Genomic DNA, 17,183 nt, shown 5'->3' on the forward strand with positions numbered 1-17,183 from the left:
TCTTCAGGTCGTTTGGGTATGAAACCACGAGGGATAAAAGATGAAGAAGTTTGGATGGCTGTTGGTGGCCCTGCCTTTTAGTGTAATGGCAGGGGAAGTGGTCGATTACAGTTCTAATGGTATGGCCTTAGAGGGGTATTACGCGCCTGCTGAGGGCGACGTTAAAGGCTCAGTGATTTTAATCCATGACTGGGATGGACTGACTGGATATGAACAGAAGCGCGTCGATATGCTGTCTTCGATGGGCTACAACGCCTTTGCGGTTGACCTATATGGCAAAGGCAACCGTCCTGTTGATACCAATGCCAAGAAAGCGGAAACAGGAAAGCTTTATAAAGATCGGGAGAAAATGCGAACCTTGATTCTGGCGGGTTTAGATAAAGCTAGAGAAATGGGTGTAGAAGATGTGGTGGTTGCAGGTTATTGCTTTGGCGGCGCAGCAACGCTTGAGCTTGCGCGCTCTGGCAAAGGCAGTGGTATCAATGGTTATGCCACTTTCCACGGTGGACTGGCGACACCAAGCGACCAGAGCTATGCCAAAGACACGGCACCGATTTTCATCTCCCACGGCGGTGCAGACAGTGCAATTCCAATGAGTGATGTAGCGGATCTCTCTGAAGAGCTGGAAGCAGCGGGTATACCCTACCTGATTGAAGTCTATTCCGGTGCACCTCATGCTTTCACAGTGTTTGAGTCTCCTCGTTATCGTGAAGTGGCGGATAAGCGCTCTTGGGCCACCTTCACTGGCTTCCTGGAAGAAAATCTGTAGGGCCTCTCAAACAGCTGTCTCGGTGACTTTGCTCTCCGTTCCTTGATTCGTTACAGTGTTCGTAATGAATGGGGAACGGAGTGCCAATGTCTAATAACAAACCGAAAATTCTCGTTGTCTGTATGGGTAATATTTGTCGTTCGCCTACCGGAGAAGCAATACTCCGTGCCAAAGCCAAGGCGCGCGGTTTGGATGTTGAAATCGATTCGGCAGGCACCATCGGTTATCACTCAGGCGCTAAGCCTGATGAAAGAGCAAGGAAAGCCGGAGAAGGCAGAGGCTATGATTTCACTGGCATATACTCGCGTCAGGTTGAAGATGATGACTTTGAAAAGTTCGACATGATTCTGGCTTCTGACAAAGCGAACCTTGCTGACCTGCTGGACCGCTGCCCTGACCATCTTCGTGACAGAGTTTCTTTGTTTTTGAGCCATGGCAACTCATCGCTGGCTGAAATTCCAGACCCATACTATGGCGGCTCAAAAGGCTTTGAGCTGGTGTTGGATCTCATTGAAGAAGCCAGCGACAGTGTGCTTGATGAAGTGATGGCGAAATAAACCTCTGAGTCTTGCTGAAGTCCGCTGACAGCGGGCTTTTTTGTCTTTAACGGAACAATGTTCGCAGCAACCAGCAAATTCCTACCTTAGTGCTTGTTTAAATTTGATCGCTCTTATAAATTTAAGATCTATAGCTGATAGCTTTTTGTGAGGTAAGGGATTGAAACTTCAGCAGCTTAAATATCTAAAAGCGATAAAGGACAACAATTTAAACGTGTCCGCGGCCTCCCAGTCACTTTTTACGACCCAGCCAGGTGTAAGTAAACAGGTTGGATTACTGGAAAAAGAGCTGGGTGTGAGGATTTTTGAACGTCGTGGTAAGAACCTCAGCGGTATTACCCCGATCGGTGAACGAATCCTTGAGCAGGTTGAACGCATGCTGGCGCTGGAGCAAAAAATCAAAGCGTTGGCAAACGAGCATCTGGATCCGAGTGTAGGTACGCTGAATATCTATACCACGCATACCATTGCGCGTTATCTGCTGCCAAACAGTGTGTCCTACTTCACCAAGAAATACCCGAACATCAATTTCCACCTGCATCCAACACTGCCGTTGCAAACCAAAGGCGTGATAAGCAAAGGGCATTCTGACTTTTCCATCGTGGCCCACGATATTGGTGCAGACAACGATTTAATCCAGCTGCCAGCGTACCTCTGGACGATGGGACTGGTGGTGCCGGAAGATCATCCGCTGGCGGATGTCCGCAAGCCAACGCTCAAGCAATTGTCTGAATACCCGATTCTGAGTTACGAGCCGGGTTCAACTGGCCGTCAGGTTCAGGATGAAGCCTTCAGACGCGCGGGAATCAATCCGAACTACTTTATGACTGTAATGGATGCTGACGTGATTAAGCGTTATGTTCAGCTTGGTTTTGGTATCGGCATTATCTCTACCTTGGCAGCACGCGACATTGAAAACACCGGTCTGACTTATATCAACCTCGATCACCTGTTCGAGCCATGTAATGCATGGATTTGTTTCTCGAAAGACATCTTGCTGCAGAACTACATGTACGACTTCCTGATGTCGTTCTCGCCTCATCTGACCAAAACGCTGATGGAAAGTGTGTTGATGCAAAACAGCAGCGAGAAAGTCGACAAGCTATTTGAAGGTCTGGAGCTCCCCGTTTACTAACCTGAAAGAAGAGTGAAGAACGCCAGCGAATATGCTGGCGTTTTTACGTTCAATTGTCGGAGGTCTCCCCACTTTCCGGCGGTGGTGTCCGAATGACTCTGCCCTGATTGTTATTGAGTTCCGGATGATCCACCAACAGGTGCTTGCGGATCGCGGGAGGCTCAGGTTCATTTTCCGGATGGTTCTGATGGAAGATGGGGGTTTTCGGCCGATAGACATGATGCGGCCTACCATCTTCCAGCACACTGTCGGGAATGCGTTTACCAATGATGATTTCTATCGCTGTCATGGCATCATCCGTAGGGAGCGTCACGGTTTCCGATTCTTCAACCACCACTTCCTCGGCAGCGTGCAGTGCAAGTGGTGAAATCGCGATAACCGCACCGATCAAAAGGAACGTCGCCAGTTTCTTCATTGTTTGGGCTTCAATGTCTGACATATTTCCTCCTAAGCGGGCGTGCCGTCATTTCTGTCACGTGCAGCAACGAATCCATAGAAGATGTAGCCGAACATGGTGAGGATAGAGCCCCAGAACACAGCGGACTGACCACAGGCATACACGCCGTAAATACTGTAAATCACGGCGAAAGTCCCGATCGTAGCTGCCGTTTTATACTCTTTCTGGCTGACATTCTGCTTGCGGAGAATGACTTCGAGACCGGTCAGCGACAGTATGTATGGAACCATATTGATGAATACCGCGAGGTTAAGCAGCACATTGAACTGTTTGACCAAGTTTGGCGAAATCGTCATCACAGCCAACAACAACTCGAGACCCAGCATGATCAACATGCCTTTGATGGGCGCATTGTTTTTGTTTACTTCACCAAACACTTTCGGGAACAGACGAATGTCTGCTGCGGCTTTCGATACCTGCGCATTGGTAAACTGCCAGCCGAGCAAGGAACCAATACAGGCGATCACGGCCAGTGCGGTGATAATACTGCCCACAGTTTCGTTAAACATGTAGGTATAAACCAACCCGAAAGGCGCATCGGATTTAGCCAGTTCGGCATTCGGGATAATCCCCTGAATCACTGAAGTTGATGTGATGTAGACGATGGCGGTGAAGCTGGTGGCGAGCATACAGGCCAAAGGAACGTTCTTTTCGGGGTTTTCCACAGCCCCCGAATTGGCCCCGGCTGACTCTATCCCCAAAAAAGCCCAGAGGGTTAATGCTATGCCTGATGACACCGCGGTGATGGTGGTGTCCTGATGGGGATTCCACGCTTCAGCGAAAACATCAGGTTTGAACCAGAACCACCCGGCAACGGATAAGCCAACCACCGGAATGATGATGCCCCAGACCGTAATGGCTGAGATTTGCCCGGTGATTTTTGGCCCCCAGAAGTTGGCTACCATGGTGACAACCAAAATGGCGACCACAGCAATAAAGGTGTGAATCGGGGTAGTTTTAATCCAAGGGAAGAAGGGTACCAGATAACCAGCCGCTGACACGGCAATCGCCACCGCACTGATCACCAGACAGACATAATAGGTATACGAAGCAATAAAGAACGAGGACTTTCCGTGCGCTTCGTTGGCATAGGCAGACATCCCACCATCTTTGTTGCAGTACATGCCACACTTGGCAAACGCGTAAGCAATACACATGGCGCCTAACGCCGTCACAACCCAAGAAAGCAGCGAAATTGCCCCGGTTTGAGCCAAGCTTGCTGGCAGCATTATGATGCCCGATCCCATCATATTTACAGTCACTATGGTGGTTAATCCCACCAGTCCCATTTTATTTTGTTCTGACGCCATACTGATTCTCCACTGCATTATTTGGGCAAGAAATGCAGGTATTCAGCCTTGCTGCATACACGTTCGATTGACGATCTCCCGCCGCTGCATCGAAACAAGTGAAAAGGCTTTGCCTGTCGAATTGAAAGTAGAAGTGGAGAGGTGAGGTGTTTGGTTCTTTTACAAGACAAAAGCACAGTTCCTCCGAATGAAACTCATCACACGTATCTCTGTAAGCCAATAAAAATAGGGGATTGATAATGCGCCTTGTCGGCAATGCATCAACTTTCACTTTGGTTTTTTCTTCAAATTTGTCTTTTTTGCGACTTTGTCAACCATAGGGCTCTTCTATGGTGAATGGGACTCAAACAAAACACTTCTCCTCATTCAGTGTCGGAGCTGGCTATGAAAACCTACGGAAAGAAATTTAATGTTCTGATTTTGGAAGAAGCCCATAAAGAAGGTGTAGTGGGTAATGCGATTGAAAGGCTGATTGCAGAGCTGGAAAGCAGCGGCGCAAGAGTCATGGTAGCGACAAGCTTTGATGATTGTTATTCGGTGATTTTTTCGAATACGGCGCTTGATTGTCTGATGCTCACATCAGCCATGAGCGGGTCCCAAAGCGAAGAAAATGAGCGCTTTTATGTGCTGATAGAAAAGCTCAACCGTCGTCAGCAAAATGTCCCTGTGTTCCTGCTGGCAGAGCGTAAGAAAATCACCCTTCACGTCACCCGTGAAATGATGGAAAAAGTCGATGAGTTCGCGTGGATTCTGGAAGACACGCCAGACTTTATTGCCGGCCGCGCCGTCGCTGCGATGAACCGCTACCGTAAGCAGCTACTGCCACCACTGATGTCCGCATTGATGAGGTATGACGACATTCATGAGTATTCATGGGCAGCACCGGGCCACCAAGGTGGGGTAGGTTTTACCAAAACGCCAGCAGGGCAACGCTTTTACAATTACTACGGTGAGGGACTGTTCCGCACCGACATGGGGATCGAACGCGGCAGCTTAGGTTCATTGCTCGACCACACGGGCTATTTTGGTGACAGTGAGCGTTATGCGGCCAAGGTCTTTGGCGCTGACCAATCCTACTCGCTGGTGACGGGTACATCAGGCTCCAACCGTACCATTATGTCCGCCTGTATGAACGAGAATGATCTGGTGATTTGCGACCGCAACTGTCACAAGTCGATAGAGCAGGGACTGATGCTTTCCGGTGCGCGGCCAGTCTACCTGCTGCCAACGCGCAACCGCTATGGCATTATCGGCCCCATCTATCCTGACCAGCTCTCCAAGCAAGTGCTCGATCAGCGTGCGAAAGATTACTCACTCACCAAAGATTACGCTGACCAACGTGCCGTTTATGCTGTACTGACAAACTGTACCTACGACGGTCTTTGTTATAACGCTGAAAGGGCGCAGGACATTCTGGCCGAGAGCAGCGACCGTATTCATTTCGATGAAGCTTGGTACGGTTATGCACGCTTTAACCCTATCTACGAAAAACACTATGCGATGCGCGGCGAGCCAACCGAAGATCCGGATGCGCCAACCGTGTTTGCAACTCACTCTACCCACAAACTGCTGAATGCCTTGTCGCAAGCGTCTTGGCTGCATGTGAGAAACGGTAAAGGCGCTATTAGCTTTGAGCGCTTCAATCAGGCGTACATGATGCACGCGACCACTTCTCCGCTGTATGCGATTTGCGCATCGAACGATATTGCGGTGTCTCAGATGGCGGGTAACAGAGGTCATTCGTTGACGCTGGAAGTGATTCGCGAGGCGGTAGATTTCCGTCAGGCGATGGGGCGGCTGAATCGTGAATACACAGAAAATGGTGATTGGTTCTTCACGCCGTGGAATGCGGACACCGTCAAAGACCCACAAACTGGGGAAACTTACGCCTTCGAAGATGCGCCTGCAGACTTGCTATGCGAGAGTCAGGATGCTTGGGTGATGCACCCTGGCGACAACTGGCACGGCTTCAAAGATATGCCTGCAGACTGGTGTATGCTCGATCCAATCAAGGTCAGTATTCTCGCGCCGGGTATGGGTGATGATGGCAAACTGCTTGATAAAGGTGTGCCAGCCGCATTGGTCACACTCTACCTTGGACGCTTCGGTATCGTGCCAACCCGCACCACAGATTTTCAGGTGATGTTCCTTTTCTCCATGGGTATCACCAAAGGCAAGTGGGCAACGCTGGTCAATACGCTGATGGGTTTCAAACGTCACTACGACAACAACACGCCACTGGTGGATTCGCTGCCTGATTTGGCGTCAGATTTCCCTGATGTCTATGGCGAGATGGGGCTTAAGGATTTGGGCGATAAGATTTTCAGTTATCTGAAACAGCACAATCCGGGTGAAGTATTGAATGCGGCTTATGAAACCTTGCCAGAAGCTGTGATGACACCACGCGCCGCTTATCAGGCTATCGTCGCTGATAACGTTGAAATGGTACCTTCGCATCAACTCGTTGGGCGTGTTGCCGCCAATGCGGTTATACCATATCCACCGGGCATTCCGATGTTAATGTCCGGAGAGAGCTTCGGTGACGAGAACAGTCCGCAAATCAAATATCTCAAGAGCCTTGAAGTGTGGGATGAAGAATTCCCTGGCTTTGAAAAAGAAACCGAAGGGACAGAGATGCATGATGGTATCTATCATGTGATGTGTGTGAAATCGGTTTAAACGCCAAAGAAAAAGGGGAAGCTAATGGCTTCCCCTTACTTGTTTTGTTCTACCAAGTTCACTTGACGACGGTGAATTGCCCCATCATTCCCATATCCTCGTGCTCCAGAATATGGCAGTGGTACATGTATGGCCATTGCTCGGGAGCCTCATAATCGAACTTCAGCAGAATTTCGGCCTCACCATTTGGATAGATGGTGTCTTTCCAACCTTGGTCCTCTGGCGCTGGCGGGTTTCCGTTCATCGACAAAATCAAAAAAGACGTGCCGTGCATGTGGAAAGGATGCCTACCTGAATTGATTGTCCACTTTTCCAGCTGCCCTAACTTGGATTCATGGTTGATGACTTTCATATCCATCTTCTGACCGTTGATGGACATATCTTCCAGCTCAAAAACGCGCTCTACCTCTACGTCTTTTTCAAGGTACGGGGTAATGGTATTGAGTTGTTCGGGTAACCTTGATACCAGCGCCTCGAGCGAGCTATCAACCCGGAGTTCAAGAACAGATTGGCTTTCTGAAAAAGGAATGAGGGCAGCGTTAAATCCGTTGTAGTTCTGCGGTAGCAGCCTTGCCAGCACCCTCTGGTTTTCGACGGCTGACATATCTACGACGATGTCATTCCGTTCTCCAGGTGCCATTTTCAAAGATGTTAATTCTACCGGGGAGGCCAGCAAGCCGCCTTCTGTCGCTATTTTATAGAAAGGTTGGTCGCCTTCCAGATAGAACTCATACGAGCGGGCGTTGGAGCCGTTGAGTAAGCGTAATCTGACAAAAGATTGAGGTACCATCGTGTAGGGGTTGATGGTGCCATTGAGCACAAGTGTGCCTTCTCTCAGATCCTCAGGCATATCGTTAGCCGGGTATGGCGTCATCTTTCCATCAACAAAGTTTCTGTCCTGAATGACCAAAGGAATATCATCAACGCCGTAGGTGTTTGGTAGCCCCAAAGACAGTGAATGCTCATCCTCGATAAGATAAAAACCCGCCAGTCCAGAATGAACCTGCTTGGCAGTGGAGCCTTTAAGGTGTGGGTGATACCAGTTAGTGGAGGCCTGTTGCACGACAGGAATGGTTACGTTCCATGTGTCTCCGGGCAGGATTTTGTTTTGAGGACCGCCGTCAATCTTTCCTACAACGTGTAAGCCATGACCGTGAATATTCGTTGGTTCATCAAGATGGTTGGTAAACGCAATGGCTGTACTTTCGCCTTTGTACATTTTTATTGTTGGACCCAGATAGCCACCATTGTAGCCACTGGTTTTACTCTTAACCCCGGGATAAAACTCGTGCTCACCTTCTTTGATATCGATGACTATCGGGCCATTTTGAGTTCGGCTGTCAATGAGCGCCGGAATACTCAAGGGTGTTACTGCTGCCGTAGTCGGTGGAGAAGCGCGCAGAGCAGTGCTGGCAACAATAGCTGCAAAAATCAGTGCGGAGACCAATAGCATGACTAAGGCCACGCGTCGGCTGGCAAAACCTTTTTGGCGCTTATATACACCTTTCTTTTGTCTGAAGCAGGTCATCCTTTTCTCTAAATTACTGAAATATGTTTTGGTGGTGGATTATTTAATATCAGACTGCGTTCGTCCATTTAGAGCCTAGCTCAAAAGTGATACAAACAAGAAAAGACTACGGGTTGTCCAGATTTCCACGTCTTTAGGTATAAGAAATTGTAGATAATAGAAAAAAGGCCAGAGCAAAAAGCATCTGGCCTTTGGTTTTTTATGGGGGAAGTGAAGATTAGTGGCAGGCGATATGGATAAAAATCTGCGCACCGACTAAGAGGAAGTCGTCATCCACGTAATAAGGATTTGAGTGCAGGTAATTACAGATGCCTGCCTCTTTGTTACCACTACCGAGGAAGAACATCGCGCCTTTGCGATCTTCTGCTGCATTCACCATCAGGCTGAAATCTTCAGAACCTGTCATTGGGTTGCCGTTAGGATCCAGACGGTCAGCAGGCACGATAGCGCGCGCTGCATCCACCACGCGCTGGTAAGCGTCTGGGTGGTTGATGACTGCTGGGTAGCCTTCGCAAACCATGGTGGTTTTGAAGCCACGGATTTCACTTTCTTTTACGAAAGTTTCAAAGCTGTCTTTCAGGATCTGATCAGTGTCGGCGTCCATTGCGCGGATGGTGCCGCGAGCCTGCGCGTAGTCAGGCACAGCGTTAGGAATGCTGCCGCCGTTGAACATACCACAACCGAATACAGCAGGGCTGAACGGGTTAGTGCGCTTGGCGACGATGTAGTCCATGTCCATGATGATACGGCTGGCTTCGCGAATCGCATCCAGACCTTTCTGTGGGGTTGAACCGTGAGCAGAAACGCCATGAACGTCCAAAGTCCACGCAGATCCATAAGAAGACATGATGCCGTTGTTGATTTTCACGAAGCCGTATTCCAGAGCCGCGTCATTGTGCAGTGCATACACTTCCGCGACGCCTTCCATACAACCCAGCTCAACCATTTTGCTTGCGCCCGGTACACGCATGTCTTCTTCCGCCATTTGGAAGATGAAGCGCACGTTGTGTTTCAGCTCGCCCTGATTTTCGGCCAGGTATTTCGCTGTAGTAAGGATGATCGCCATATGGGTATCGTGACCACAGTTGTGTGAGCGGCCTTCATGCGTCGAACGGTATTCGTTGTCCGTCATGTCGTCCATTTCCAGTGCGTCCATGTCCGCACGGAAGCCAACACGTTTCCACTCAGGGTTCACGGTTAGATCAGCGATGAAGCCAGTGAAACCTTCGTAAGTGGTCAGGCTGTAACCCATCTCAGTCATCAGTGCCTGGCAGTAAGCCGTGGTTTTGAATTCTTCACCGGAGATCTCAGGGATCTGGTGCAGGTCACGACGTGTGTTGATGCTGAACTCATGCAGGCCAAGCAGCTTGCTGTCCAGATTGAAGTTTGAGTACTTAGCCGACATTTAGATAATCCCTTTCATTTGGAAGCCGATTTGTGCAATCACAGACGCGCCGAAGAAACAGCTGGTCGCCACAATCAGGAAGATAACGATAACTTTCCAAGACATCTTTTTCAGCTCTTCCATCTGTCCGCCAACAGACAGACCTGCAAATGCCAGTAGCGGCACACACACAGACAGGAACTGGATCTTACCCACTGATTCCAGGAAGTAAGTGCGAACCGGCGTCTCAGGCAGACAAATCAGAATACCGATAATGGTCGCGTAGGCGAACGTTGGAAGTGAAGAAGGAATGAACTTCTTCGCAACCAGAGAGAGGAACACAATCACAGACATGGCAATGAAGCTGTGTACCATCTCTGTTGGCGCAGTGCCGTTGGTCAGAAATTGGGTAAAGCCAGCCAGTACAATCGCAAGCGAGACCAGCTTCATGTCATTCATAATCACTTTCATGGCTTATTTACCTTTATTGCAAATTTTGTACATCAGCTCAGCCAATGGCAGGCCAAGGAAAGTCAGCGACAGTGCGCCCAGAACAGATGACAGTAGGTTAGATGCTGCAGCAATACTCAGCACTTGTTGTGCGAGCGCAGGCTCGAGACCTGATACCAGTGCGCCTGATGCTGCGCTCAGCATTGAGCCAGAACCTACGCCTGAACCTGCAGCCAGTGCCAGTGGGTGAAGACCCGTCAACGGCGCGATACTGCCCAGTACAGAGAACCACAGGGTGCCGATAACAGAACCACACAGGTAGATAGCCAGTACACCAACGTACTCTGGACTGCCTGTGCCAAATTTACCCTGGATAACTGCGATAGAAGGCTCGCGGCTGATCGATGAACATGCGCCGATTGCTTTGCGGTCGAACTTGAATTTCACCGCCAAAGGAATGGCAATCAGGATTGGAAGCAGGTTACCCAGCTCTTGGAACAGCAGTGGAACACCAGCATCGATGATCATGTCCAGATTAGGGATAATCATGCCCGCGTATTGGGTACCCAGCACCAGCAGACAGTAACCCACCATCTTGCCGCAGAAACCTTCTTCTTTCTCGGTGAAGACTTTGCCCCACGCTTTGATCTTGGACTTGGTCCAGTTTACTGACAGTGCCATACCGAACATCACGGCAAACAGCATTGGCAGGATAGAAATAGTGGCAAATCCCAGATCAATCTTCTTGGTACCGATAACAAACTGGGATAGGAAAATCAGTGCGGAAACTGCGATGACACTGGTCATGATGACGCGTGCCTGACCGCTTTTGTTTTCTTCTGTGCTCATAGTTATTCAACAGTAAAAGTGGAAATCGCCGCTGATTATAGGGACGGATGAAAAGCGAAACGTGAACAAGATCAACGGTCGGTATCGGGATCTAGATGAAAACTAAATATGATATTCCCTTACGGAATTAGTGGTTATAAGCCGGTAAAATGCACTTAGGTTTGGTGTTGCAACTGTTGGTTTTCAGTGTCATTCGGTAACCGGATTAACCGTCCGGCTCAGCTTGGATAACAAGAGTGGCGCGCCCTAGAAAAAAGAAAACCCGGCGCGAGGGCCGGGTTTGAGTTCGTCAATATTGATTACAACAAAGGCGCGCAGTTACAGTTGCTGTTTGAGGCACTTTGCTTGCTTTCTTTCTGAGGCTGATACCATTCCTCAAGGCCATCTTGCAGTTGCTTAGCAGCTTGAGCAGGGCTCATTTGGCCTGTCATCACACCCACGCTGGTTTCCCAAATCTCAAGCTCGAAGTTTGGCTCTCCACGGGAAAGTACTTGCGCCGAGTTACGGATGGTCGAATCACACTGGTCGCGCCAGGAGATCATTTCCTGAGCGATTGGGTCTTTCACATCAAAGAAGTGGTTCGACAGCGAGAAGAAGCCAGAGATTTCGTTGGTTAGAAGCTCTGCGAACTCTGCGGTGGTCATCCATTTCAGGAAGGCCTCCGCAGCTTCTGGGTTTTTAGACTTGGAGTAGATGCCCATACCAAGGTCTGTGTGGTCGCTGAAATAACAAGCATCACCACGTTTTTCAACCGGTGGCGGGAACACGCCCATGTTTACTTTTCCACGGAAGGTGCCGATATCCCAAGAACCTGCCGGGTAAACCGCCGCTTTGCCGTCAGCAAACATTTTGATCGCGTCGTTATAGCCGCGCTGATCAAAGTCATCGCCCATGTAGCTTGCCCACTTACCGAGTTCGCGGAAGGTATCGCGGTAAGGTTTGCTGTCAACGCGCTCTTTACCTGTCAGCAGGCCGTCGCGGCCATCTTCACCTTTCCAGTAGGTTGGACCAATGTTCTGGAAGCCCATCGTTGCAGCTTCCCATTTGTCCTTGGTGCCCATTGCCAGTGGCAGGTAACCCGCACGCTTGGCTTTTTCCAGCGCCCAGTAGAAATCAGCTTTCGTCACTGGTTCATTCACGCCGACTTCTTTAAAGATGTCTTTGTTGTAAAAGAAACCATGAATAACAGATGCCATTGGCAAACAGAACGTCTGTGCGCCAGAGTCCGTCTGCCAAGGTGCCAGAGCGAAACTCGGGAAGTTCTCCATGCCTTCCATTTCAGTCACTTCTTTCAACAGACCGCGTTCGAAAAGACCCAGCGAGCCATCAAAAGGGCGGCAGGCAATCAGGTCACCTGCGGATTCACTTTTAAAGCGTGCTTCCATGTCACCGTTCCACTTGGAAGCATCCAGATCAGGTGGTGAGCGGTATTCCACTTTAATGTTTGGATAGTGCTTGTTGAACGCAGGGATGATTTTCTCGTTCCACACTGCGTCGTCACTGCGCCATGAATCAATCACCAGCGTGGTTTGTGCATTCGCCAGCGTTGAAGCGGCAAAGGTCAGTGCTGCGATAGGCAGCAGGGCTAATTTCTTCATTCTCTGCTCCTTAAACGCGGAAGTTTGCAATCAGGTTTTGCTGGTCTTGTGCCAGGTCCGCCAGTGCTTCACTGCTCGAAGCTGATGCGCGTGCATCTTTCTCTGCTTCGTAGGCGACGTGCGCGATACCGTTGATGTGTTCTGCGACATCATGGCTCACCTTGATCTGCTCTTCGGTGGCTTGAGCAACATGCACTGCCATCTCATGGATAGACTTCATGCGTGACACGATGTCTTGCAGGGTTTCGTCCGTCAGGCGCGTCTGGGTCAGACACTCTTCCATTTGCTTCTGACTGCTGCTCATGGTTTCCGCCATGCGTGACGCATTACCTTGCAGGTTGTTGATCATCAGCTGGATTTCTTCCGTCGACTGCTGGGTGCGAGTCGCTAGGGCGCGCACTTCGTCTGCGACAACGGCAAAGCCACGGCCATGAGAGCCTGCACGTGCTGCTTCAATCGCTGCGTTGAGTGCCAGCAGGTTGGTTTGCTCTGCGATGTCCTGAATCACGTGCAGGATTGAGCCGATGTTGTTGGAGTACTGGTTCAACTGTTGAGTATTGTTCACGGCTTCTTCAATGTTGCCAGAGAGCTGTTCGGTCAGCTGACGGCTACGTGAAACCTGAGAACGACCGCTGTTCGCGGCATCGTTAGTGCTTTCTACTTCCGATACGGTCAGCTCGGTAGAGCGGGAGATTTCCTTGGCGCTCACTTCCATCTCAGAAATAGCCGCAGCAACCTGATCGGTACGGGATTTCTGGTCTTCCACGCGTGACATGGCACTTTCGCTAACATTCGCTGCGCGGCTCGCTTCATCCAGCAGGTGCTGTGCGCCGTCCCCGAATTTTGCCAGCGTTTGTGACATGGTGTTCGCCAGTTCATCTATTGAACGGCTCAGCTCACCAAACTCATCCTGTGCGTTGTAATTTGCACGGGTGCGCATGTCGCCGTCGGTCATTTTGTCCAGCACGTTTCGGATCAGTGCCAGTGGTTTCTGAATACTACGCGTGGTGCTGACACCAACCCAAAGACTGACAACTGCGGCAATAGAGGTCATCAGGAATACATAGAAAAACGCTTCGCTCACCGCGGATTCTGCATCTTCACGACTGCTGGTCGCCAGTTGCTGTGCATACTGAGCGTAACCTTCAAGCTGGCCTTGAATATCATCCATCAAACGGTTTGTGCGTTGGTTCTCTTGCTGTAGACGCGCGTTGATTTGTTGTTGTTGGCTCAAGACATCAATCAGACCCTTGTCTCCCAATGTTAGGGATTCAACTTTCTTCAGATTGCGTGAGTAACGGGCTTTAACATCATCTTCTACGTTAATCAGCTCAAGGCGTTTGAACGCGATTTCGATGTCCTTTGCCATGGTGGCACGAAGCTTATCAAGGTTGGTGTCTTGATCAGCTCGGCGCAGCATTTTCAGGTCACGGGCAATACCACTGGTAATGAGTTCTGCGCGGTTGTGCAGTGAGCGCTTCACAGAAGCTTTTTGCAAAAGAAGGTTAGCAGCCCACTGGTAGGTATCCTCTAGACGCAGGAATTTAAGGTCCAACGCTTCTCGTTCAGCGATCAGCTGGTTGGATTGCTTCTGCAGTTCAATCAATACTTTTGCTTGCTCAAAGTAGCCATTTGACGCTTGAGCGATCGCATTGAGTTGCTGACGTTCAGCGTCAGTTGGGCGGCCCTGTTGAGCAGTATTGAGCGTGTCGAAGAAGCGGCGTTTTTGCTCTTCGAACGTTTGGTCTATCTGACTTGCTTCAGATGGGTCGTTATGAAACGTTCTGACCAGCAGATTAGTGTGCATCAACTGAGTGATCAGGTTTCCGGATGCGACCACCATTGGAGTGGATTGGTCGGTGATTTGTTCAACTTTGCCCTGTAGGGTCTTGGCGTTGAACAGGCTAACGCTGCTAAGTAATGCCATTAATGCGAACATTAAGACAAAACCTGCAACTGTTCTCTGTACGACGGACAACTTCATTGTTCTCTCACTCTACGACAGTCTGGCGATGGGGATTCAAACACTGCGCGGCATAGCACGGCAGCCTTGAGTCACAACGGCTTCCAAATTTTTGCCTCTAAATAAAGGCTTAGGAGAAACCAAAAAAAGGCCGAGGATTGTGACATCAAACATTCATATCGGCACACCGTACGTTGTTCTTTAATGAAAAAATGCTATCTGACGCACAAATAATTCGCGGATTAAAATAAATGTTGAACAAGTGTATCGAAAGTGATTCTTATATGTATGGATTATTGGCTATTCAGTCTGAAGGAGTATGGGTTTGCGGTGACGAGTGACAGGCACAAAAAAAGCCCCTTGTACGGGGCTTTTTAATAAGAAAGGGGGTTAATGTGTTACCACTTTTTCTTAGGCGCAAACAGTTCGTCCAACTCGTCGCCTTCTTTTTCTTTTGGTTGTTGGGCAGCAGTGGTTTTATTCAGCGCGGAATTGACATCTTCCAGCATGGCGGAGAGGCTTTCTTTCGCTGATTGACAGTAAGGGTCATTCTTAGCGCTCACCACATCCAACGCCTTTTTCAGCAACTGTTGGGCAGTACCCATCTGGCCTTTGATCTTCGCATCGTTTACACGTTTCAACACATTCTCGATGTTGATCTTCATTTGCATCTGCTCGAGGCGCGAGTTCTCTGCCACGAACGCTTGTGTTTGCATGCGACCTTTGGTGTGCTCAGCTTTGATGACTGCGCGCAGACGTTTGACCAATTTCAGCATTGAAATGGCTTCGCGATCGCTGTCTGGTACACGGAAAGAAGTAGACTCTTTGTTTTGATAAGCCTGTTTGATTTGGTTAATTTGCTGCTGCACATCTGCGATGCGTTGAGGTAGGGAACGATCGCTCTTGTCTATCTCATGCATGGTTTTAAGGGCGTCGAGAATTTTCTGGTTTAAACAAACCAGTAGGGTTCCGCTATAAGGCAGGTTATGTGCGTTACCGATCAGCTCTTCAGTGGCATCAATAACTGCAATATATTTAGCCATTTCTTGGCGCTTTGATGACTCTACGCGCTGGCGCTGTTGGGCCATGATGTTGTAGCCAACAATAAGACCAAGCAAAATGACGCAGAGGCCAACAATTAAGGCGATATTCATAAGTGAGCGTCGATAATCCCAGTTAAAACGATGACTGCCTAAGATACACGATCTGCAGATAGGGTCATAGTTTGTTAGTACTATTTTCGATCTTAGCTAAATTCTGACGTAGCGTAACCCTTTTCTCCAACTTACTGCGTTTGAACGCACGTTTATTCACAGCGCTATCATTAAGTTATTTCCCACATTCCTTGTTTATAAAGCCTGAACGGGACAAGGTATTTTGGGCGCTGGATAAAGGTTACGTGCTATAAGGCTACGCCTCCGCTAATTTTAGCGCTATAACAGCATTAGTCCCATTTATTGCTTGCTGCAACATTATGAAATTACAACAACTAAAATATATCGTCGAAGTGGTTAACCACGACCTCAATGTTTCTTCTACCGCAGAAAGCCTCTATACCTCCCAACCCGGCATCAGCAAGCAAATTCGTTCGCTAGAGGATGAGCTGGGTGTGCAAATTTTTGGTCGCAGCGGGAAACACCTGACCAAATTGACGCCTGCAGGCAGCCAGATTGTCGAGATTGCGCGGGATATACTCTCCCGTGTCGACAGCATTAAATCGGTGGCGCAGGAATACACCAATCCAGAGCGTGGCCAACTGAATATTGCAACAACCCATACACAGGCAAGATATGCCTTGCCCGACGTGATTTCACGATTCGTGAAGCGTTATCCGAAAGTGTCCCTACACATGCATCAAGGTGCGCCGAGTCAAATTGCGGATTTTGTTTTAAAAGGCGCTTCCGACTTTGCCATTGCGACGGAGGCATCACACCTTTATGAAGATCTATTGATGCTGCCTTGTTATCACTGGACGCGTTCATTGATCGTTCGTAAGGATCACCCGTTAGCACAGCGTTCTTCCATCACCATTTACGATATTGCTCAGTACCCGTTGGTGACTTATGTGTTCGGTTTTACCGGTCGCTCCAGCCTGGACACTGCGTTTAATAAAGCCAAACTTAAGCCGAATATTGTGTTTACCGCCACCGATGCGGATGTGATCAAAACTTATGTACGTTTGGGGGTAGGTATTGGCGTGATGGCGCGTATGGCGTACGACAATGAATTAGATAGGGATTTGGTGGCGATTGATGCCAGCCATATTTTTGATGCCAGCACGACACGTATTGGGTTTAGAAGGGGCACTGTCCTTCGTAGCTATATGTATGACTTTATAGAAAGTTTCGCGCCACACCTGACACGGGAAACCATTGAAAAAGTGATGCAGATGAAAGACCCCAACGAAGTCGAGCGGTTCTTCGACCAGTTTGACTTACCGGTGCGTTAGCCAGCTCTGCATCTTCAGCTTGTTTAGGTATATACTTCGCCTGTTTTTCCGGTGA

General features: G+C 49.2%; 14 protein-coding genes. 5 read left to right on the plus strand and 9 right to left on the minus strand.

From position 1 onward, the window contains the following. The first annotated feature begins 40 nt into the window (after positions 1 to 40). The 3 genes from RN22_RS02505 (at position 41) to RN22_RS02515 (ending at position 2,461) form a co-directional block, all read left to right on the plus strand. Positions 41 to 769: a dienelactone hydrolase family protein gene (locus tag RN22_RS02505; RefSeq protein ID WP_046302955.1), complete on the plus strand. Its 729-nt coding sequence runs from the start codon at positions 41 to 43 to the stop codon at positions 767 to 769. Between the two features lie 86 nt (positions 770 to 855). Beyond that, a complete protein-coding gene (locus RN22_RS02510) occupies positions 856 to 1,326 on the plus strand; it encodes a low molecular weight protein-tyrosine-phosphatase (RefSeq protein WP_046302956.1) in 471 nt (156 codons plus the stop codon). A 160-nt stretch (positions 1,327 to 1,486) separates the two neighbouring features. Beyond that, positions 1,487 to 2,461 carry a LysR substrate-binding domain-containing protein gene (locus RN22_RS02515; RefSeq protein ID WP_046302957.1) on the plus strand — a complete coding sequence of 325 codons (975 nt, stop codon included), beginning with the start codon at positions 1,487 to 1,489 and terminating at the stop codon, positions 2,459 to 2,461. Between the two features lie 49 nt (positions 2,462 to 2,510). On the opposite strand, the gene RN22_RS02520 is transcribed toward RN22_RS02515, so the two are convergent. Continuing rightward, a complete protein-coding gene (locus RN22_RS02520) occupies positions 2,511 to 2,900 on the minus strand; it encodes a hypothetical protein (protein WP_046302958.1) in 390 nt (129 codons plus the stop codon). Between the two features lie 8 nt (positions 2,901 to 2,908). Continuing rightward, positions 2,909 to 4,228, minus strand: coding sequence for a putrescine-ornithine antiporter (potE, locus tag RN22_RS02525; protein ID WP_046302959.1), 1,320 nt, complete (start codon positions 4,226 to 4,228; stop codon positions 2,909 to 2,911). Positions 4,229 to 4,612: 384 nt separating this feature from the next. Here potE and adiA point away from each other — a divergent pair, with 384 nt between their 5' ends. Then, on the plus strand, positions 4,613 to 6,907 hold the full coding sequence (gene adiA / locus RN22_RS02530; protein WP_046302960.1) for an arginine decarboxylase: 2,295 nt from the start codon (positions 4,613 to 4,615) through the stop codon (positions 6,905 to 6,907). A 58-nt stretch (positions 6,908 to 6,965) separates the two neighbouring features. Here adiA and RN22_RS02535 read toward each other — a convergent pair whose 3' ends face one another. From RN22_RS02535 to RN22_RS02565, 7 genes are all read right to left on the minus strand, one after another. Further along, positions 6,966 to 8,435 (minus strand): multicopper oxidase domain-containing protein, encoded by a 1,470-nt coding sequence (locus RN22_RS02535; RefSeq protein WP_046302961.1) that lies wholly within the window; start codon positions 8,433 to 8,435, stop codon positions 6,966 to 6,968. A 217-nt stretch (positions 8,436 to 8,652) separates the two neighbouring features. Then, the gene (locus RN22_RS02540) at positions 8,653 to 9,840 is read right to left on the minus strand and encodes a M20 family metallopeptidase (protein WP_046302962.1); all 1,188 of its coding nucleotides are present in this window, start codon (positions 9,838 to 9,840) and stop codon (positions 8,653 to 8,655) included. Beyond that, entirely contained in the window at positions 9,841 to 10,290 is a 450-nt protein-coding gene (locus tag RN22_RS02545; RefSeq protein WP_046302963.1) for a hypothetical protein, read from the minus strand. It lies immediately after the preceding gene. Positions 10,291 to 10,293: 3 nt separating this feature from the next. Then, positions 10,294 to 11,118 (minus strand): DUF3100 domain-containing protein, encoded by an 825-nt coding sequence (locus tag RN22_RS02550; RefSeq protein ID WP_002539200.1) that lies wholly within the window; start codon positions 11,116 to 11,118, stop codon positions 10,294 to 10,296. 299 nt (positions 11,119 to 11,417) lie between these two features. Then, entirely contained in the window at positions 11,418 to 12,716 is a 1,299-nt protein-coding gene (locus RN22_RS02555; RefSeq protein ID WP_046302964.1) for an ABC transporter substrate-binding protein, read from the minus strand. Between the two features lie 10 nt (positions 12,717 to 12,726). Continuing rightward, the gene (locus RN22_RS02560) at positions 12,727 to 14,700 is read right to left on the minus strand and encodes a methyl-accepting chemotaxis protein (protein WP_046302965.1); all 1,974 of its coding nucleotides are present in this window, start codon (positions 14,698 to 14,700) and stop codon (positions 12,727 to 12,729) included. Between the two features lie 377 nt (positions 14,701 to 15,077). Beyond that, positions 15,078 to 15,833: a hypothetical protein gene (locus RN22_RS02565; RefSeq protein WP_002539204.1), complete on the minus strand. Its 756-nt coding sequence runs from the start codon at positions 15,831 to 15,833 to the stop codon at positions 15,078 to 15,080. A 320-nt stretch (positions 15,834 to 16,153) separates the two neighbouring features. On the opposite strand from RN22_RS02565, the gene cysB reads away from it, so the two are divergent. Next, positions 16,154 to 17,128: an HTH-type transcriptional regulator CysB gene (gene cysB, locus RN22_RS02570; RefSeq protein ID WP_046302966.1), complete on the plus strand. Its 975-nt coding sequence runs from the start codon at positions 16,154 to 16,156 to the stop codon at positions 17,126 to 17,128. Positions 17,129 to 17,183 lie beyond the last annotated feature (55 nt).

Source organism: Grimontia sp. AD028, assembly GCF_000973155.1.
Taxonomy (GTDB): Bacteria; Pseudomonadota; Gammaproteobacteria; order Enterobacterales; family Vibrionaceae; genus Enterovibrio; species Enterovibrio indicus.